Here is a 17364-nt window from a genome sequence, read left to right on the forward strand (position 1 = left end):
GACAGGGAGTCAGCATATGAATAAATTACTTTTACCTTTAATACTATTGGTTACGATTGTATTCCAGCTGCCATTATCGGCGTCTGCTCATTCTAAACTTGAAACTTCAACCCCTGCTGAAGGCGAGAAGGTTACAACAGATCTAGAAGCAGTGGTGTTAACGTTTTCTACAAAGATTGAGTCATTAAGTACGATGACATTAAAAAATGGGGACAATGAGATTCCTCTTCAGATTAGTGTAGAAGATGATCAAATGACTGGAGCGATTACCAATCCGCTTGAAAATGGAAATTATACAGTTGCTTATAAAATCATTGGTGCCGATAGTCATGTAATTGAAGGGAACTACTCGTTCTCAGTAGATCGACAAAAACAAGAAGAAGCAACAGAAGAGGATACACCGAGTAACGATGCACAAGAAAAACAAGAAGATAGTAGTGAAAAGGCATTAACTGATCAAGAAAAGAAAGAAAAACCTAATAATCCAAGTTATTTTGCTCCGTTAACTATTGGTCTAGTGATTTTGATCGCTATCGTGTCATTCTTCGCGTTCAGAAGAAAGCGTTAAAGGAAAAGCCTCGAATATATCGGGGCTTTTTTTCGTACTATAGGAAAGGTAATAAAGTGAACTATTTATTTTGTTTTTAGTAAAGAATATGAGCAAATAGATAGTTTTTTCTAACTATTCTGTTATATGATGTATATTGTCTTTTCATTTTTAGAAGGGGGAAGGTGATGGGGTTGGATACATTTAAAAGATTAAAAGATTTTTATTGGCCATATAAAAAATACTTTTATTGGTCGATCTTGACTTTGATTCTAGTGTCTGGAATCACAGTCGTTTATCCGATGGTCTTACAATATACCATCGATGAAATCATTATTAAAGGGGAATATTCAACCGTACCATACGTTGCAATAGGTTTTATTCTGCTGATGATAATAAAAGGTGCAGCTACATACACTCATCAGTTTTATGGAGATCTTTTCGGAATTCGGTCTGTTTATGAACTTCGTGAATCTCTATACGAAAAGCTGCAGTTTCTGCCATTTGATTATTATGACAATGCAAAGACTGGAGATTTAATGTCAAGATTAACAGCAGATGTTGAAGGTTTTCGTTTTTTTCTTTCTTTCGGATTTTCACAGCTTATCAATTTTGTACTAATCGTAGGTTTCAGTCTCTCCGTCATGTTCTTCTACTCGATACCGTTAGCACTCATCACATTGTGTATGATGCCATTCCTCGCAATTGTCGTTTACAAGTTTGATAAAGAAGTTCATCCCGCTTTTCGTGGAATTCGTAAATCTATGGCGAATCTCAATACGAAGGTTCAAGAGAATATTAGCGGAATTAATACGGTTAAATCGCTATCACGTGAAGATTTTGAGATTAATAAGTTTGACACGTCTAATGAAGATTATAAATCTCAATACTTAAACACGTCTCATATTTGGGCTAAGTACTTCCCCGTTATGGAATTGATCGGAAATCTTTCGGTCGTTTTACTGCTTGCATATGGTGGTTATCTTGTTATTCAGGGGAACCTGTCAGCTGGTGAGCTCGTCGCGTTCTTTAGTCTTGTCTGGTACATCATGGGACCCATCATGAACTTAGGGTTTATCATGAACACGTTCTCACAATCTAAAGCATCAGGGGAACGTCTATTGGAAGTGTTAGACGAACCACTTGAGATGGAAGGAAAAGATCGTGAACTTGAAACGGTGCGCTTTCATGGAGAAGTGGAGTTTGAAAATGTTACACATCGTTATAAGAACGAGAAAAAGGAAGCACTGAAGGATGTTACATTTACAGCAAAATCTGGTCAGACGATTGGATTGATCGGTGCCACGGGTTCTGGAAAAACATCCATTACTCAACTTCTATCGAGGTTTTACAACCCAGAATCAGGAACGATTTCAATAGATGGCAAACCACTTGAAGATTACTCGTTACGAACGATTCGGAAAAATATCGGTACCGTTCTTCAGGAATCGTTCTTGTTTTCGTCAACGATAAAAGATAATATCTCATATGGAAATCCGTATGCAGAGATGGATGACATTATTGATGCAGCGAAACGCGCTCAAGCACATGACTTTATCATAGAACTTCCTGATGGTTATGACACGATACTTGGAGAGAGAGGGCTTGGCCTATCTGGTGGCCAAAAGCAAAGAATCTCAATTGCTAGAGCGATTCTTATTGATCCGACGATCTTAATACTTGACGATGCGACCAGTGCTGTTGATATGGAAACAGAGTTTAGAATTCAGAAGGCTTTAAAAGAAGTGATGAATGACCGAACGACATTTATTATTGCACACCGTATCTCTTCTTTAAAACATGCTGATGAGATACTTGTTCTCTCGAATGGGAAAGTGATCGAACGCGGTACACATGAAGAACTGATACATGAAGAATCAGGAGCGTATCGCAAAATTTATGATATTCAATATCAAGACAAAGATAAAGTGTTTCAAATGAACGGCCAGGGGGTGTAGGGAAGATGCAGAAGAGTTCACAAACGAAGAAGACACCACGGTTTAAATATTCTTCAGAGCAAGTAATCGATAAGCCGTTCAACTGGGGTCAGATTATTCGATTGTTTCAATACATGAAGCCTTATAGCAAGAACTTGTTGCCAAAAGCGATTATCGCCATGATGTTATCGACTGCAGTAAGACTTGTAGTTCCTATTTTTATAGGTGTTCTGACGTTTGATCATGCGATTAAGAACAAAGATACGAACCTTCTCGTTATATTAATCGTTGCGATTGCTGGCCTCTATCTCTTATCTTGGGGTGCTAACACATTACGGATCAAATGGATGAATTATCTCGGACAATATGTGATCTACGACATACGTCAGCATCTGTTCAAGCATATACAGCGTCTGTCACATCGCTTTTTTGATCAGCGTTCTGCGGGCTCTATTCTTGTCCGCATCATTAACGACGTGAACTCGTTACAAGATTTGTTCACGAACGGTGTTATCAACGTATTGATGGATATCATCCTCTTGTTTGGTATCATCGTCATCATGTTCATCTACAGCCCAGAACTAACACTGGCGATCATGGTCATCTTGCCGCTGATGTTCTTCATCTCAACAAGTCTTCGAAAAAAGATCAGACGCTCTTGGCAAGTGGTACGTATTAAACAAGCTAAGCTTAATTCACATCTGAATGAAAGCATTCAAGGAATACGAGTGACTAAATCGTACACGCAAGAAAAAGAAAACATGGACTTCTTTAATGGTGTGAACAATGAAACATATGATAGCTGGAAAACAGCAACTCAACAGAACGCATTGTTCAGACCGTTTGTTGAAATGTCCAATGCGATTGGAACAGTCATTCTATTGTGGTTTGGTTCTTACTTGATACAAGGTGAAGCACTTGAAATAGGTGTGTTTGTTACGTTTGCTTTTTATCTTGGTATGTTTTGGGAGCCGATCTCTCGACTCGGTCAAGTTTACAATCAGCTTCTAGTAGGGATGGCATCATCTGAAAGAATCTTTGAATTTTTAGATGAGAAACCGAATGTTCACGAAAAAGAAAATGCTTATTCGTTTACAAAAATGAAAGGAAAAATTCAGTTCAAAGACGTTGAGTTCTCCTATAATGCTGATCGAAAAGCGTTAGATGGCATCGATCTAACGATTGAAGGTGGTCAGACAGTCGCACTAGTCGGCCATACAGGGTCAGGGAAGACGACGATCGCGAACTTAGTCAGCCGATTTTATGATCCGACAGCGGGTACGGTAGAGATTGATGGAAAAGATTTAAAAGACGTTAATCTAGCGAGTCTTCGTGAAAAAGTAAGTGTCGTTCTCCAAGATACTTTTATCTTTTCAGGAACGATCAAAGAGAATATTCGCTTCGGAAGACCTGATGCTTCTGACGAAGATGTTAAGAATGCAGCAAAAGCAGTCGGAGCACATGCGTTCATTGAGAGGCTGTCTAATGGCTATGAAACAGAAGTAGAGGAAAGAGGAAATGTTTTATCGGTCGGTGAAAGACAGCTTCTTTCTTTCGCAAGAGCATTGCTTGCAGATCCGGATATTTTAATTCTTGATGAAGCGACCGCAAGTATCGATACCGAATCTGAACAAAAGATTCAACAAGCCCTAAAGACGCTGTTAAATGGAAGGACAGCCATAATCATTGCACATCGTCTTTCTACGATCAGAGAAGCAGATAATATCGTTGTTCTCGATCACGGTGAGATTATGGAGCAAGGAAGTCATGCGGAACTTATGCGTGCAGAAGGCATTTATTATCACTTAGTCGTCTCTCAGTTTAAGATGCTTGACGCGATTTAAAAAAACGCCTGGGAAATTTTTTTCCTAGGCGTTCTTGTATTATTGTAATGCTTTTGAAAGTGTATCAATGTTCTGGTTCATGATTGATAGGTAATCTCGCTCTTTTTTAATATCGTCTTTCGTTAATGTCTCTAAGTTATGAAGAGTTAAAGTTTCTGCACCGACTTCTTTTTTGATCATCGCAGCTACTTTATTATTCACGTTCTCTTCAAATAAAATATAGCTAGTCTTCTCTTTTTTGGCGTTTTCAATAATCTTTTCGATCTGATGCTGACTTGGCTCATGTGATGGTGAGAGACCGCTGATCGCAATCTGTTCTAGTCCGTAACGTTCTGCCCAATAGCCATATGCGGCATGAGAAACGATGAACGAATTCTTTGGTGCGTTTTCAACTTTTGTTTTAAACGAAGAATTTAATTCTTTTAAATCGGTTATGAGTGCTTCATGATTCTTTTTAAAGTCATCTTTCGCATCAGGATTTAATTTTACAAGTCCGTTATAAATGTTATCTGCAATCTGCTGTGCGAGAACAGGGTCAAGCCAAATATGAGGATCTAGTGAACCGTGATCGTGATGTTCTTCTTCATCATGAGCATGTTCTTCCTCATGTGCATGTTCATCTTCATGTGCATGTTCTTCTTCAGCAGCATGATCTTCGCCTTCATGCTCTGCAGGTTCGTGGTAGGATATTCCTTTAGCACCGTCGATGATCGGCATGTTTTCTTCTTTTAATGTATCTGCAACAGAAGATGAGAATTCATCAGACTCAAGTTTGTTGTAAACGAAAGCATCACCTTCAGTCATTTCAACCATCTTTTTGGTAGAAGGTTCATACGTGTGTGCATCAGCACCAGGAGGTATAATAGAAGATACGTCTACATGTTTGCCTCCGATTCTTTCAGTGAAATATTCTAAAGGATACATGGTCGTGTAGATCTTCAATGTACCGTCTTTTTTATCAGATGTGCTATTATTACCGCATCCTGCTGATAGAATCAGCAATATCGTTATGCTTAGTAAGCTTATTATTCGCATTTATCTTTCTCTCCTTTCAAACAATCCTTACTTATTATAAGCGTAATGATTACGATTTGTAAAATGTTATTTGTTACATTTAAGGTTTTTTCAGCAGATATGAAATATATCGTCTAAAATGAATATCTAAAGGGTAGTGATTTATAAAGCAGATAGAAGTCCTTTTTGGTATAATAAAGAAGGTATTTTTTATCTAAGCGTTTAAATAAGCGTGAATCAGGCTTAAAAAGGAGAGCGCGTACTAACATGAATATTGCTTTTTATTTGTTGCCTAAAGATGAAGTGAAGTATTTGAACCCAGAAGCAACGATGAGACAGGCACTTGAAAAGTTATCCTACCACAAGTACACCTCTGTGCCTCTTGTCTCAGAAGAAGGCCGTTACATAGGAACGTTAACAGAAGGCGATCTTCTATGGAAACTTAGAGAAGCCTTTGACAAAGGGTATGATGAAGTTCTAAAGACAAAGTTAGTGAATGTACCTCAGCGTATAAACAATATTTCTGTTTCTATCAACTCTAACATGGAAGATCTTATTACTTTGTCTACCGATCAAAATTTTATACCTGTTACAGATGATGACGGCCATTTTATCGGAATTATTAGGAGACGGGACATCATCAAGTATTGTGCAAATTTAATCTGGAATAAAGAAGTTACGAAAGATTAAGGCTGAATGTCTTAATCTTTTTGTACATACAGGAGGATTTTTCCTAAATGAAGATACTTGCAGTGGCATTGGGTGGAATCGTAGGGGCATTGCTGCGTTTTTGGTGCGGTCTCTTTCTTTTTAATCCAGAAGCATCTTTTCCCTTTCCTACTTTTATTGTAAATGTAATCGGCAGTTTTATTTTAGGCTGGTTTGTTATATATGGTGTGAAAAAAATTCAGAACAACTATCTCATATTAGCTCTGCAAACAGGTGTAATCGGTTCTTTTACAACATTTTCGACATTTAATACAGAAATAGTGTTATTGATTGAGAAACAGCTTTATAGGACCGCATTCTTGTATTTTGCAGCAAGTGCAATTACAGGTGTTATCGCGATATACCTTGGAATGAAGTTGGGTTTGATTACACGCAGTAAAGCAGGTGCAGAACAATGATAGGACAAACGATAGCAGTAGCCGCAGGTGGAGCATTGGGTGCAGTTATTCGTTTCTTAGTTAGTCAAAGAATCAACAGTGATTTTCCATGGGGTACTTTAGCTGTTAACATCGTGGGATCGTTTCTTTTAGGGTGGTATGTAGCAGAAGAGGGAGACGATTTAATGAGTTCACTTTATGCGACCGGGTTCTTGGGAGCTCTTACCACGTTCTCCACCTTGCAATTTGAAGCTGTTACTCTATTAAAGAACCATGCTAAAAGAGGTCTAACGTATTTGTTTCTTACATACATATTAGGATTAGTAGCAGCTTGGACTGGCTTTATTATCGGAATAAAATGAAAAGAATTCTTGAGGCTGTTTTCTAAAAGGTTTTTGCTATTTAATGAATCTTGTGCACTTCTTATGCAAGTTGACTGAAACGGAAGGTTGCTGACTCCTATGGGACGAGCGGTCAGTTCGAAAAGTGAAAGTGGCTCGTTCAGCCCCGACCAGCAAAAGATGAATGGGCTATGAAGGTGCACTTTGCCTTCTTGGACCTTTCATCTTTTGACCTCGAGGGGCTAGCCACTGCAACTAGTCAGGTGGAGACTCCTAATGGCGCTTAGCGGCAGGAGGCTCACCGTACGCCCCATGGAAAGCAAGCAAGCTGGAGTGGAAGTCAACTACTTTCATCAATCAGAATCGAATACGAAAACAGCCAATGAAAAAATTAAAGGAGATACAATGAAAGATTTAGTGATTTCTCTATTAGAATGGATTATGAGTTTAGGACACTTAGGGATCGCGCTTGGTTTGATGGTTGAAGTGATTCCTAGTGAGTTGGTGTTATCTTATGGAGGATATATGGTGTCCCAGGGACACTTGAACTTCACGTTGAGTGTGATTGCCGGTACGATCGGAGGAACATTAGCACAGCTTTTCTTGTATTGGATGGGCTATTACGGCGGCCGTCCGTTTCTTGAGAAATATGGAAAGTATGTACTAATCTCTAAAAAGCAGATCGATCTATCGGAGAGATGGTTCAATAAATATGGAACAGGCGTTATCTTTTTTGCACGATTTATTCCGGTTGTAAGACATGCGATCAGCATTCCAGCAGGGATCGCAAAAATGTCATTCGCTAAGTTTACATTGTTTACAACTTTAGCTGTTATTCCATGGTCGATTTTCTTTATTGAATTGGGTAGCCGTCTTGGCTCCAACTGGGAAGATATTAAAACAATCGCAGCTCCTTACACACGCGGTATTATGATAATAGCAGTAGTTGTCATCTTTTTGTTCATTCTTTATAAAGTGAAAAAGAAATAGTCATTACTATTCATTCGGATCTATCTGTGAAAGCCTGGTATTATGATCAGGCTTTTTTATTATTCTTCAGATAATAAATTGCATAGACAAATTCTAACGAGGGATGTACAGAACATATATATGGCTACCGCAAATAAAACGAAAGGAGTGAAATGAAGATGGATACATTTATTAAGAACTATCATGAAACATACAATGCTGCAAAAGTGAATGAGTTGCTTCTGCGCATTAAAGAACACCAAGGGAAAGAAAACATCGCTGCGAAAGTGTCTGAAGCGATGGAAATCTGCGGATTCACAGCCAAAGATATCGAGCAAGTGCTGAAACAACTGCGAGGGGGGGACAGACCCTAGACAATTACATTTTCACCAACTTTGTCCTTCTGCAGTGGACACCTTTGATATACAGTTCTACCTATATACTGAATTGATAAATCCCTTTCTTAGACGATGACCACACATCTGCGTTATACTTCTTATAAGAGGTGATGGTTATGGAAATAACATTAAGCGCAAAGAAATATATAGAAGAAGTGCTTGAAATGAACGACGCCAATGGAATAAGAGTTTACTTTTCAGGTATGGGCTGAGGCGGTCCTAAGCTTGGCCTGGCTCTGGATGAGCCTGAAGACTCAGACATTATTGAAGAGATTAACGGAATTCGAGTGGCTTTTGATCCAAGAATCAAAGAACAGACTTCCACATTAAAACTAGACTTTGAAGATTCTAAACATGGATCAGGTCTTGTAATGCTCGGACAGAACGATTGTTGTTAACAAAGAAAACCGCTAGTGACTTCAATAATTGTCACTAGCGTTTTTCTTATTGTTTAGATTTTCTGAAACCTGAATCAACGGCTTCTCTTTCTGTGCAAAACCACTTTTCTGGTTTTGTAATTTTATAATATCGTCCACTTTCCAGGTGATAAATCTTATCTCCAGAAGAGCTAATATTTCCTTTTATCGTGCATTCTTGGTTTGTTGCTTTCTTAGGTTGTTCTTCTTCATCAGATATATAACCTTCTTCTTGAACATAGTTCTCTATGCTCCAAATACCTACACCCTCTTTCTGGGCTTGCTTTTGAATACTTTCGTACTGATCTACATACTTCGTATTCGGCTCGAACACATAGGCTACACGTGCGAATCCTTTCTTTAGCAGGCTTTCTTGAACGCTTTGTCCATCTGAATAGACATAAGCGAGAAGACGACCGTACTTATCTCGTTCTCCTATTCCAAGCTCTAACTGAACATCAGCTTCTTCTAGCATATTTTCTGTGTGTTTACTAGCTTCTTTGCTAAAAGGCTGTACGGGTTTAGAAGGATGAACACTTTCTGGTGTATCAACGAGCAGAAAGCGCACCGTTTCTAACTTACCATCAACTCGAACTTTAATCGTATCTCCATCAACAACCTTTTCAACTTTTACAGGGATTCGTTTTCCATCTTCAGCGTTTAGATAGCTGCACCCAGATATAAAGAGTACGGCACTAAATATTGACACTAGCAATTTAGTTTTAAACATGTAAACATCCTTCATTTTAAGTTTTATTGTATATGCTCTACCATTTACCATTATAATAAAAGATAGATCATAGAGTTTATAGATTACCATACTTAATTGTTTTAAAATTTTTCCGAAAGGAGATTGGCATGAAAAAGATACATAAAAATTTCAGTATTTGCTTAGCTATCGTTCTTATGCTTGTGGCTGCTGGGTGTGGAAACGATTCAAAACTAAAAGAAGCAAAGCTAGAGAACCAAAACGGTGAACCTGTGGTTGTTTTTCCATCTGACAAACCATCACTCATTTTTTTATTTACAACAGCAGGCTGAGGACTCTGCCAAAAGCAGCTGGTTCAGCTGAATGAAAATATTGGTGGATTTAAAGATATGGATGTAAATATTTATGCGGTAAGCTCTGATACGGTTGAGCATTTGTCTGTTCTTCATCAAGAGATGAAACCTGAATTTCCCTTTTTATCAGATCCGAAATTTAAGCTCATTGATCACCTAGATATGAAAGGGGACAGTGTGGCTAAGCGTGGCTACGCACTGATCGATAAGAAAGGAAAGGTTATCCTGACTAAGGTGAACGACCATTGGGGAGAAGAGATCGATCAAACCTCTAAACAGATTCATGAAGAATATAAAAAATTAGAAAAATAGTCCGGCAACTACGGACTATTTTTTTCGCATATGTTATCTGTCACAGTTTCTCCATACTAGTTGTTGTAAAATGGGGTTATAATGAAGGAAGAAAGACTCTAGGAGGGATTTTCCATGCTAAAAAAATCTTTATGGCTTGCAGCGATCGCAGTTCTTGCTATTGGAATACTTGCAGCTTGCGGTGGAAGTAAAGACAAAGAAAAAAGCACAAAGAATGCTGAAGAAACAATCACAATTGAAGCTAGTAATTTTAAATTTGATAAAAAAGAGTATGAAATTCCAGCAAATAAAGACGTAGCTCTTAAACTTGAAAACGTTGATGGCAACCACGGTGTCATGATTGAGGGAGAAGACGTAAACGTAACAGGTGGTTCTTCTGATGTTGTAAATTTAAAGCCTGGTGAATATACTCTTCGATGCAGCGTTCCTTGTGGAAACGGTCATGCGGATATGGTATCAAAACTTGTCGTAAAATAAATAATAAGCCTCTAGCTAATGCTAGAGGCTTATTATTTATAACTTTTTAATCTGCAGAAGTTCCTTATTGTAAGGAACTTCATATCCTGTTGAAGCCCACAGATTACCTAATAATCTTGGCATCATTTGGTCTGATGGAACCGACCCTTTGTGATGTAGAAAATGTTCAAAATACAAAAGATAGAGCCAAGAAGACGTAGGAAGAAGAATATTTTGAGCAAATTCCTCACTTTCCGTAATCGTTGCAAAAGAATGAGATTCCCAGCCTGAAATAAATCGGGTGCGTTTACCGTTCAGCTTAGATTCTAGGTAATGAAGAGAGTGTGCAACTTGCGGATCGTCATCTCCATCAGCATGTGCTAGTCTGGATTGAAATTCTAATGAAACGGAATCTATGTCCTCAACTTCAACTATGACATGACACAATGCTTTATCATAATGAACGTGTAACGGAGTCCAATTATTTCGCTCTAGCAACTCTACAAAAGAAAGTTCTTCCATAGGGATATCCGTATAGGGTGGTGCAAAGAGCTGTCTGCCATATTTGATCTCATGAAGCGTTTTTCTTTCAAAAGAAGTACAAGCATACCACGTATCTTTTTCGTCTTTAATTAATCGTGCACCTGATTCCAAGGAATAAACGGTGTACAACCCTTTTTTTGAGATCTCAAAAGGTGGCAATTCCTCCTCGGTCAATTCACTCAATGTATCATCTGCAGGCTGTTCGATCGCAGCCATTACAAAAGTTGTAATCCGCATGGTTATCTTATTCCTTTAGTTTTTTATTTTCTTAAAGGTATCTTTTAAATCTGTAAACCCTTCTTTAACAGCTGAAAAACTATTTTTCTTTTGGTAAATGTCATATCTTAAGTAATCTTTCTTTTCTTGAAGAAGTTGCTGCTGTGTTTTCACATCATTCATCCGAGCGGTAATGCTGTCACCAGTGCTCTTCATTTGTTGAACAGTACCCATTGATTCTTTCATCGCTTTAATTCCTGGTATCAAAATAAATAGAGCTGTAACTGCGCATATTGCTAAGAAAATCCATAACCACATCAATCCAATCGCCTCCAATCAATCTATCTATACTAAATTACCCGAAATCAATCAAGAAAAAACAAAAAATCGAGGAGCGAAAGCCTCGATTTTATCGCTTTGGACATGTAGAACAGCAAGTCCCGTTATCTGTTTTGTAATAAAGGCAGCAAGTCTTACGAGTCTTAGTAGGTCCACAGCCGATGGGGGCTGTAAAACGATGGAACGGGTTTTTTGTTAACCCAAAATGAAATGCAGGTGCTTCCATAAAGAACGCATAATCTTCTTGAATTCTTTGCTTAACTTCTGCTGGATGCTCTTCGGTTAGCCATGTTTCATATATCCAGCGTATGTAGATCCAAGCGTTCTCCCAAAGAGTTGCTTTTGAGATGCGTGCCGTGCTCGCAATATGATTCAACATGACAGACATGTTTTCTTTAAAAAGTGTTTCAATGACAGAAGAGCGCCAATCTGCTCTGTTTTCGTCAGCGATGCGAGCAGACGCATCTTTCAGTGTGAATGATGGAAGCCACATGCTGTCGGAATTGTGATCGATAAGATATACATTTTTTATGTTCATATCGAATGACTTATTAAGAATAGTCATTCCATATAAACAGGAAGTTAAACTGCAATACGCATAGCGTTTGAAGAATAGAGATGCTGTTACAGGCCGTTTGTTCGAACCGATTCGCGGTCCTGTTTGATCCAAAAACTGAAGCAGATGTTCAGCGTTCAACAGCTGTTCGGCAGAAACGACAACTTCATTCTCATATGGTGCTTGAAAAGAGAAACGATAGTTCGAACTGATATGATTTTTTTCTTCTGCTGTCCAACCGTTTGACTTAGGCGTACTGAGGAGTATTGACATGTCGAACGACTCGCCCCTTTCCATATGGAATACACATTGGTGTGCCGAAAACTGGATCAGGAATCACGGTACTCGACATCTGAAATACATCTTCCACTAATTGTTCGTTCATAATTTCTTCAGGTGCACCTTCTGCGTAGACTGTTTTATCTTGAATCGCAACAATATGATGAGCATAACGGCAAGCAAGATTCAAATCATGAAGCACCATAACTATTGTTCGCTTTTCTTTTTCATTTAACTCAAATAGCAGATCAAGAATCTCAATTTGATGTGTCATGTCTAAGTAGGTAGTAGGTTCATCCAATAGAATCGTCTCTGTTCCTTGAGCCAGTGTCATAGCGATCCAAGCACGCTGACGCTGACCACCTGAAAGTGAATCAACAGGTGTTTCCATATAAGGAATAAGGTTTGTCGCACAAAGCGCGTTCATTACAGCTCGTTCGTCTTCTTGTGACCATTGTTGCAGCCATGATTGATAAGGAAAGCGGCCTTGTTTCACAAGTTGTAGAACAGTTAACCCTTCTGGAGCAATGGGTCCTTGCGGCAGGATCGCCAGTTCTTTTGCTACTTGTTTTGTAGACCGTTTCGCTACATCTTTACCATTTAGCAAAACATGGCCACCTTTAGGAGTTAATAGTCTTGCCATAGAGCGTAATAGAGTGGATTTTCCACAACCATTGCTTCCGATCAAGACGGTGATTTTACCTTTAGGAATCTGCAGGTTCAACTCGTCGATAATCGGTTCTTTTCCATAAGCTAAAGTTAGGTTAGAGGTTGTTAGTACAGCCATCTGTCATCCACTCCTGTTATTGGTTTTTAAATAATAGATAGATAAAGTAGGGAGCACCGATCGCCGCTGTAAAAACACCGGCAGGTACTTCTAAAGGTGAGAACAAGGTACGTCCGGCAAGGTCTGCCAAAACGACCATGATACCACCGATCAAAGCTGAAGCTGGGAGCAAGCCGCCGAACGACGAGCCTGAAATTCTTCTAGCGATATGTGGTCCGATAAGTCCAACAAACCCCATCGCTCCTGCAAATGCAACTGCAGAACCTGCCAAAGCCGTGCAGACCATTAAAAGTAAGAATCGTTCACGGTGGACGGAGATTCCTGCTCCTTTTGTAAGATCATCACCAAATCCTTGAACGTTCAATCGGCGTACGAGAAGGACTAAGATAGGTAACATTCCAATAAACCAAGGCAGCAATGCTTTTACTTCGTTCCAGGACGTACCGTACACCGTTCCGGTAAGCCATATTGTGGCTTGACTCGCTCTATAGATCGGGCCGATGAGCATCATGAGCGTAGTTAGAGCCTGTAATAAAGCCATGAGTCCGATTCCGATTAATATGAGACGTATTGGTGTTACGCCGTCTTTCCAAGCTAATACATAAATCAAGAAAGCAACAATCGTCGCGCCACCAAATGCGAACAATGGTAAATAATTGATGCTTAATAATAGGTTATTAGAATCATCACTGAACATCGTTAGAAAAGCGACAGCTGCAAAACCTGCTCCACCAGTTATTCCGATCATATCTGGAGAGGCTAGCGGGTTGCGGATAATACCTTGCAAGATGGCACCTGAGAGAGCAAGTGAGGCTCCTGCAATAAAAGCGACCAATACCCTTGGAAGTCTAAACTCAAGTATGATGAGCTGGTTAATATCCATTCCTGTTCCTAATAACGCTTGAAATACATCCCACGGTGGGATATACATATCACCGATACCAATACTAATTAACATAGCAGCTAGTGCCGCAAGAGTGAGAGCAAATATGCTAACAGTCGTTTTTTTATCAACTAAAAAAGAAAATGATTTACGCTGTAAGACCCAGTACTTTCTCATTTTTGAAATATTCCTTTTCGAACAATATATATGAAGAATGGTGTACCAATCAGAGCTGTTACAACCCCAACAGGTGCTTCTTCAGGCATGATGATATAACGTGCTCCTATATCTGCAACGACGAGCATTATACCACCTATGATGGCAGAGTATGGCACGATCCAGCGGTGATCATTTCCTACTAAATATCTAGCAAAGTGAGGAACAACGATCCCTATGAAACTGATAGGTCCAGCTATCGCAACTGATCCTCCGGCAAGTATGATCACCATGAGAGCTGCCGCTAGTTTAAACACTACTGTTTTTTGACCTAAACTGATAGCAACATCTTCACCAAGCGCAAAGGCGTTTAACTGCCTTGATAATAAGATGGATATGATCCAAGCGATAATGAGTGCAGGTAAGACTGCTGCTAGCATAGAAAGTTTTCTTCCTTCAACTGAACCGGCGAGCCAGAATAAAACCTCATCTAGTGCTTTTTCATTGGTGACGAGCATACCTTGCGTGAGGGATGCAAAAAGTGCGGCCATAACAGCTCCTGCCAGTGTTAGTTTGACGGGTGTAAGTCCACCTTGTCCGGCGGAACCTAATGCATAAGCCAATCCTGCAGCAACTGCAGCTCCTAAAAAACCGATCCACATGAATTGCTGTATAGATGAGATCCCAAGGAACGTAACACCAAAAACAATAAAGAATCCGGCACCAGCATTCACACCAAAAATGTCTGGAGAAGCTATCGGATTTCGAGTGAGCGCTTGCATGAGGACTCCGGCAATCCCTAATGAGATTCCGACAGCCATACCTACAAGTGAACGCGGAACCCGAGAAAGTTGAATAATCAAATGTTCGTTCGACCCGTTAAAAGCCGTATACGCTTCAATGGCTTGTTTAAGTGAAGTATTTGTATAGCCAAGTACGACACTCAGCACCATAATGATGAGCGCAATCATTACGCCTAGGATAAGTCCAGCTGCTTTAATTTTATTTCCGTATAATATTCCGTTCATTAGAGCCTCTTTTAATAATGAAAGTTATTCTCATTTATCAGTTTAAAAGTAAAGTGTGTATCTGTCAATGACTTTGAAAATCATTATCATTTAGTTATTGACAACGTATTCATATCAGTTTATGATACGAATTGTAATTGATTCTCATTATCATTTACATTATAAAAAGGGGAGAGAAAATCTATGAAGAAAATTACATACAAATGGCTTGCATTCGCAGCTGTGTTAACGTTAATGCTTGCACTAGCAGCATGTGGAGGAAAAGATAAAGAAAAAGAAGAAAAGTCAGGAGGATCCTCTTCTTCCTATAAAGTTGAACATGCGATGGGTACAACAGAAGTTAAGGAAAACAAGCGAGTAGTTGTCTTAACAAACGAAGGTACTGAAGCCGTACTTGCTCTTGGCGTAAAACCGGTTGGAGCCGTTAAATCTTGGTTGGGTGATCCTTGGTATGATCATATCAAGAGTGACATGGATGGCGTTGAAGTCGTAGGTGACGAGAGTACTGTAAACGTTGAGAAGATCGCAGCTTTAAAACCTGACCTAATCATCGGAAACAAACAGCGTCAAGAGAAGCAATATGACGAACTAAATAAAATTGCGCCAACTGTTTTCGCTGAAGAGCTTCGTGGTGATTGGAAGATCAACTTTGAACTATACGCAAAAGCTTTAGATAAAGAAGAAAAAGGTAAAGAAGTTCTAGCTGCATTCGATAAGCGTATTGAAGATTTGAAGAAAGAAGCAGCAGATCAATTAAAAACAGAGGTTTCAGTGGTTCGTTTCTTGCCAGGAACATCTCGTATCTATCACAAAGATTCATTCTCTGGTGTCATTCTTGATCAAATTGGATTTGCTCGTCCTGGTGATCAAAACAAAGATGATTTTATGGAAGAAGTTACACAAGAACGTATTCCTGATATGAATGGTGATATTTTGTTCTACTTCACTTATGAAGAAGGTGATGGAAAAGCGACTGATACAGAAAAAGAATGGACAGGCAACCCGCTTTGGAAGAACCTTGAAGTTGTAAAAGCAGATAAAGCATACAAAGTAAGTGATGCAATCTGGAATACAGCAGGTGGAGTAAAGGCTGCAAACTTAATGTTAGATGATCTTGAGAAGTACTTCTTAAATAAATAAGCGTGTAATAGAGAGGGAGCGAGCAGTCGCTTCCTTTTTTCTTCTTTAGTGAACTCCAGGTTTACCTATAATTGAACTTGGATGAAGTTAACTCGTAGGAAAGGCGTTCTCAATTTGTACACAATTTTGCAATAAATCTGCCATAACTTTTCCAAGGGAATAGGAATAAAAAACATAATGTATAAGTATAGAAATAAATTTATTCCTGGAGGTTTTTGTAATGAACAAAAAACCATCGCTTGAAAAGGAACTGCAGCAACGTGAAATCTTAATGAAAGACGAGCAAACCAATGCTTGGTTTTATGAAGATCACATTACAGCTATCGTTAACCGTGCCCGTAAAGAAGGTGCATTTGATGATCTAGAAGGCTTAGGAAAGCCCCTTAATCTAGATGAAGATCTTACTTATAATCCTGAGAAGCGTCTTCATAAAGTAATGAAAGATAATAACATTCTCCCGAGTTGGGTGAAACTTGGTCAAGAGATAGACGTACTAAAAGAGGAGCTAAAAACGTATACCGTAGAATTCAACATCAAAAAGACCGTAGAGACCATTAACCAAAAAGTCTTTCAGTATAACTTAACTTGTCCACCTAGTGCACAAAGGATGAAGATAAACCTGGAGGACGTTTTGAATAAATAATTGGAGGGTGTATGGCAAAGAAAAGTACATTAAATGCAGAACATTATCAATGGGGAGATGCATGTGATGGCTGGCACCTTCTAAAGCAAGAAAACCTAAGCATCATACAAGAAAGAATGCCACCACAAACAGCTGAGGTAAGACATTATCATGTGTTTTCTCATCAATTCTTCTTTGTTTTAAACGGAGAACTGTTGATCGAAAAAGATGGTGAAGAAATTATCCTTAGCGCGCATCAAGGGTTAGATATTCCTGCAGGGACAACCCATCAAGTTCGAAACGAATCGAGTTTGCCTGTTGAGTTTCTTTTAACTTCTCATCCACCTGCACAAGGAGATAGAGTAGTTGTGAAAAAAGTAAAAAGTATTAGTACAGTGACCCTTTAAACATAA

Annotated in this window: 22 protein-coding genes and 1 pseudogene; 15 read left to right on the top strand and 8 right to left on the bottom strand. The window is 39.0% G+C overall.

From position 1 onward, the window contains the following. Positions 1 to 16: 16 nt before the first annotated feature. From ACNJYY_RS07400 to ACNJYY_RS07410, 3 genes are all read left to right on the top strand, one after another. Entirely contained in the window at positions 17 to 568 is a 552-nt protein-coding gene (locus ACNJYY_RS07400; RefSeq protein ID WP_416731198.1) for a copper resistance CopC family protein, read from the top strand. 173 nt (positions 569 to 741) lie between these two features. Further along, positions 742 to 2505, top strand: a complete 1764-nt coding sequence (locus ACNJYY_RS07405) for an ABC transporter ATP-binding protein (protein WP_416731823.1) — start codon at positions 742 to 744, stop codon at positions 2503 to 2505. 5 nt (positions 2506 to 2510) lie between these two features. Then, positions 2511 to 4328 (top strand): ABC transporter ATP-binding protein, encoded by a 1818-nt coding sequence (locus ACNJYY_RS07410; protein ID WP_416731199.1) that lies wholly within the window; start codon positions 2511 to 2513, stop codon positions 4326 to 4328. A 39-nt stretch (positions 4329 to 4367) separates the two neighbouring features. Here the strand turns inward: ACNJYY_RS07410 and ACNJYY_RS07415 are convergent, their stop codons facing one another. Continuing rightward, positions 4368 to 5363 (bottom strand): metal ABC transporter solute-binding protein, Zn/Mn family, encoded by a 996-nt coding sequence (locus tag ACNJYY_RS07415; protein ID WP_416731200.1) that lies wholly within the window; start codon positions 5361 to 5363, stop codon positions 4368 to 4370. Positions 5364 to 5609: 246 nt separating this feature from the next. Between ACNJYY_RS07415 and ACNJYY_RS07420 the strand changes: the two genes are divergently transcribed. The 6 genes from ACNJYY_RS07420 to ACNJYY_RS07445 all read left to right on the top strand — a co-directional run bounded on the left by ACNJYY_RS07420 (position 5610) and on the right by ACNJYY_RS07445 (position 8554). After that, entirely contained in the window at positions 5610 to 6032 is a 423-nt protein-coding gene (locus tag ACNJYY_RS07420) for a CBS domain-containing protein (RefSeq protein WP_066392775.1), read from the top strand. 47 nt (positions 6033 to 6079) lie between these two features. Further along, entirely contained in the window at positions 6080 to 6469 is a 390-nt protein-coding gene (crcB, locus tag ACNJYY_RS07425; RefSeq protein ID WP_416731201.1) for a fluoride efflux transporter CrcB, read from the top strand. Beyond that, entirely contained in the window at positions 6466 to 6810 is a 345-nt protein-coding gene (locus tag ACNJYY_RS07430) for a fluoride efflux transporter FluC (RefSeq protein ID WP_416731202.1), read from the top strand. Before crcB ends, ACNJYY_RS07430 begins: the two co-directional genes overlap by 4 nt. A gap of 384 nt (positions 6811 to 7194) precedes the next feature. Beyond that, entirely contained in the window at positions 7195 to 7779 is a 585-nt protein-coding gene (locus ACNJYY_RS07435) for a DedA family protein (protein WP_066392783.1), read from the top strand. Positions 7780 to 7937: 158 nt separating this feature from the next. Then, complete coding sequence (locus ACNJYY_RS07440) at positions 7938 to 8132, top strand: hypothetical protein (protein ID WP_416731203.1); 195 nt, start codon at positions 7938 to 7940, stop codon at positions 8130 to 8132. 140 nt (positions 8133 to 8272) lie between these two features. Further along, positions 8273 to 8554 carry a HesB-like (seleno)protein gene (locus tag ACNJYY_RS07445; protein WP_416731204.1) on the top strand — a complete coding sequence of 94 codons (282 nt, stop codon included), beginning with the start codon at positions 8273 to 8275 and terminating at the stop codon, positions 8552 to 8554. Between the two features lie 46 nt (positions 8555 to 8600). On the opposite strand, the gene ACNJYY_RS07450 is transcribed toward ACNJYY_RS07445, so the two are convergent. Further along, positions 8601 to 9302: a thermonuclease family protein gene (locus ACNJYY_RS07450; RefSeq protein ID WP_416731205.1), complete on the bottom strand. Its 702-nt coding sequence runs from the start codon at positions 9300 to 9302 to the stop codon at positions 8601 to 8603. A 128-nt stretch (positions 9303 to 9430) separates the two neighbouring features. Here ACNJYY_RS07450 and ACNJYY_RS07455 point away from each other — a divergent pair, with 128 nt between their 5' ends. From ACNJYY_RS07455 to ACNJYY_RS07465, 3 genes and pseudogenes are all read left to right on the top strand, one after another. After that, a complete protein-coding gene (locus ACNJYY_RS07455; RefSeq protein WP_416731206.1) occupies positions 9431 to 9613 on the top strand; it encodes a hypothetical protein in 183 nt (60 codons plus the stop codon). Positions 9614 to 9628: 15 nt separating this feature from the next. Then, positions 9629 to 9946 (top strand): annotated as a pseudogene (locus ACNJYY_RS07460) (redoxin domain-containing protein); the annotation flags it as partial. Positions 9947 to 10060: 114 nt separating this feature from the next. Beyond that, positions 10061 to 10423, top strand: coding sequence for a cupredoxin domain-containing protein (locus ACNJYY_RS07465; RefSeq protein WP_416731207.1), 363 nt, complete (start codon positions 10061 to 10063; stop codon positions 10421 to 10423). Positions 10424 to 10459: 36 nt separating this feature from the next. On the opposite strand, the gene ACNJYY_RS07470 is transcribed toward ACNJYY_RS07465, so the two are convergent. From ACNJYY_RS07470 to ACNJYY_RS07495, 6 genes are all read right to left on the bottom strand, one after another. After that, positions 10460 to 11182: a hypothetical protein gene (locus ACNJYY_RS07470; RefSeq protein ID WP_416731208.1), complete on the bottom strand. Its 723-nt coding sequence runs from the start codon at positions 11180 to 11182 to the stop codon at positions 10460 to 10462. 15 nt (positions 11183 to 11197) lie between these two features. Next, positions 11198 to 11482 carry a hypothetical protein gene (locus ACNJYY_RS07475; protein WP_416731209.1) on the bottom strand — a complete coding sequence of 95 codons (285 nt, stop codon included), beginning with the start codon at positions 11480 to 11482 and terminating at the stop codon, positions 11198 to 11200. Positions 11483 to 11570: 88 nt separating this feature from the next. Beyond that, the gene (locus ACNJYY_RS07480; protein ID WP_416731210.1) at positions 11571 to 12329 is read right to left on the bottom strand and encodes an IucA/IucC family C-terminal-domain containing protein; all 759 of its coding nucleotides are present in this window, start codon (positions 12327 to 12329) and stop codon (positions 11571 to 11573) included. After that, positions 12304 to 13122, bottom strand: a complete 819-nt coding sequence (locus ACNJYY_RS07485) for an ABC transporter ATP-binding protein (RefSeq protein ID WP_416731211.1) — start codon at positions 13120 to 13122, stop codon at positions 12304 to 12306. The genes ACNJYY_RS07480 and ACNJYY_RS07485 overlap by 26 nt, the downstream gene beginning before the upstream one ends. A gap of 16 nt (positions 13123 to 13138) precedes the next feature. Next, complete coding sequence (locus ACNJYY_RS07490) at positions 13139 to 14182, bottom strand: FecCD family ABC transporter permease (RefSeq protein ID WP_416731212.1); 1044 nt, start codon at positions 14180 to 14182, stop codon at positions 13139 to 13141. Then, positions 14179 to 15189 (bottom strand): FecCD family ABC transporter permease, encoded by a 1011-nt coding sequence (locus ACNJYY_RS07495; protein WP_416731213.1) that lies wholly within the window; start codon positions 15187 to 15189, stop codon positions 14179 to 14181. Before ACNJYY_RS07495 ends, ACNJYY_RS07490 begins: the two co-directional genes overlap by 4 nt. Positions 15190 to 15372: 183 nt before the next feature. Here ACNJYY_RS07495 and ACNJYY_RS07500 point away from each other — a divergent pair, with 183 nt between their 5' ends. The 3 genes from ACNJYY_RS07500 to ACNJYY_RS07510 all read left to right on the top strand — a co-directional run bounded on the left by ACNJYY_RS07500 (position 15373) and on the right by ACNJYY_RS07510 (position 17358). Beyond that, positions 15373 to 16329, top strand: a complete 957-nt coding sequence (locus ACNJYY_RS07500; protein WP_416731214.1) for an ABC transporter substrate-binding protein — start codon at positions 15373 to 15375, stop codon at positions 16327 to 16329. 220 nt (positions 16330 to 16549) lie between these two features. Then, on the top strand, positions 16550 to 16972 hold the full coding sequence (locus tag ACNJYY_RS07505; protein ID WP_197222463.1) for a DUF1992 domain-containing protein: 423 nt from the start codon (positions 16550 to 16552) through the stop codon (positions 16970 to 16972). Between the two features lie 11 nt (positions 16973 to 16983). Continuing rightward, entirely contained in the window at positions 16984 to 17358 is a 375-nt protein-coding gene (locus ACNJYY_RS07510) for a cupin domain-containing protein (RefSeq protein WP_144701317.1), read from the top strand. Positions 17359 to 17364: the final 6 nt, after the last annotated feature.

The sequence above is a fragment of the Fictibacillus tiangongensis genome, from assembly GCF_048083785.1.
Classification (GTDB): Bacteria; Bacillota; Bacilli; order Bacillales; family Fictibacillaceae; genus Fictibacillus.

Excerpts from the sequence above, each read along its gene's own strand:
- ACNJYY_RS07455 (WP_416731206.1), top strand. The coding sequence starts at position 9,431 with ATGAAAAAGATACATAAAAATTTCAGTATTTGCTTAGCTATCGTTCTT.
- crcB (WP_416731201.1), top strand. The coding sequence starts at position 6,080 with ATGAAGATACTTGCAGTGGCATTGGGTGGAATCGTAGGGGCATTGCTG.
- ACNJYY_RS07470 (WP_416731208.1), bottom strand. The coding sequence starts at position 11,182 with ATGCGGATTACAACTTTTGTAATGGCTGCGATCGAACAGCCTGCAGAT.
- ACNJYY_RS07400 (WP_416731198.1), top strand. The coding sequence starts at position 17 with ATGAATAAATTACTTTTACCTTTAATACTATTGGTTACGATTGTATTC.
- ACNJYY_RS07430 (WP_416731202.1), top strand. The coding sequence starts at position 6,466 with ATGATAGGACAAACGATAGCAGTAGCCGCAGGTGGAGCATTGGGTGCA.
- ACNJYY_RS07450 (WP_416731205.1), bottom strand. The coding sequence starts at position 9,302 with ATGTTTAAAACTAAATTGCTAGTGTCAATATTTAGTGCCGTACTCTTT.
- ACNJYY_RS07495 (WP_416731213.1), bottom strand. The coding sequence starts at position 15,189 with ATGAACGGAATATTATACGGAAATAAAATTAAAGCAGCTGGACTTATC.
- ACNJYY_RS07485 (WP_416731211.1), bottom strand. The coding sequence starts at position 13,122 with ATGGCTGTACTAACAACCTCTAACCTAACTTTAGCTTATGGAAAAGAA.
- ACNJYY_RS07435 (WP_066392783.1), top strand. The coding sequence starts at position 7,195 with ATGAAAGATTTAGTGATTTCTCTATTAGAATGGATTATGAGTTTAGGA.
- ACNJYY_RS07480 (WP_416731210.1), bottom strand. The coding sequence starts at position 12,329 with ATGTCAATACTCCTCAGTACGCCTAAGTCAAACGGTTGGACAGCAGAA.
- ACNJYY_RS07410 (WP_416731199.1), top strand. The coding sequence starts at position 2,511 with ATGCAGAAGAGTTCACAAACGAAGAAGACACCACGGTTTAAATATTCT.
- ACNJYY_RS07490 (WP_416731212.1), bottom strand. The coding sequence starts at position 14,182 with ATGAGAAAGTACTGGGTCTTACAGCGTAAATCATTTTCTTTTTTAGTT.
- ACNJYY_RS07415 (WP_416731200.1), bottom strand. The coding sequence starts at position 5,363 with ATGCGAATAATAAGCTTACTAAGCATAACGATATTGCTGATTCTATCA.
- ACNJYY_RS07420 (WP_066392775.1), top strand. The coding sequence starts at position 5,610 with ATGAATATTGCTTTTTATTTGTTGCCTAAAGATGAAGTGAAGTATTTG.
- ACNJYY_RS07465 (WP_416731207.1), top strand. The coding sequence starts at position 10,061 with ATGCTAAAAAAATCTTTATGGCTTGCAGCGATCGCAGTTCTTGCTATT.
- ACNJYY_RS07440 (WP_416731203.1), top strand. The coding sequence starts at position 7,938 with ATGGATACATTTATTAAGAACTATCATGAAACATACAATGCTGCAAAA.
- ACNJYY_RS07505 (WP_197222463.1), top strand. The coding sequence starts at position 16,550 with ATGAACAAAAAACCATCGCTTGAAAAGGAACTGCAGCAACGTGAAATC.
- ACNJYY_RS07510 (WP_144701317.1), top strand. The coding sequence starts at position 16,984 with ATGGCAAAGAAAAGTACATTAAATGCAGAACATTATCAATGGGGAGAT.
- ACNJYY_RS07500 (WP_416731214.1), top strand. The coding sequence starts at position 15,373 with ATGAAGAAAATTACATACAAATGGCTTGCATTCGCAGCTGTGTTAACG.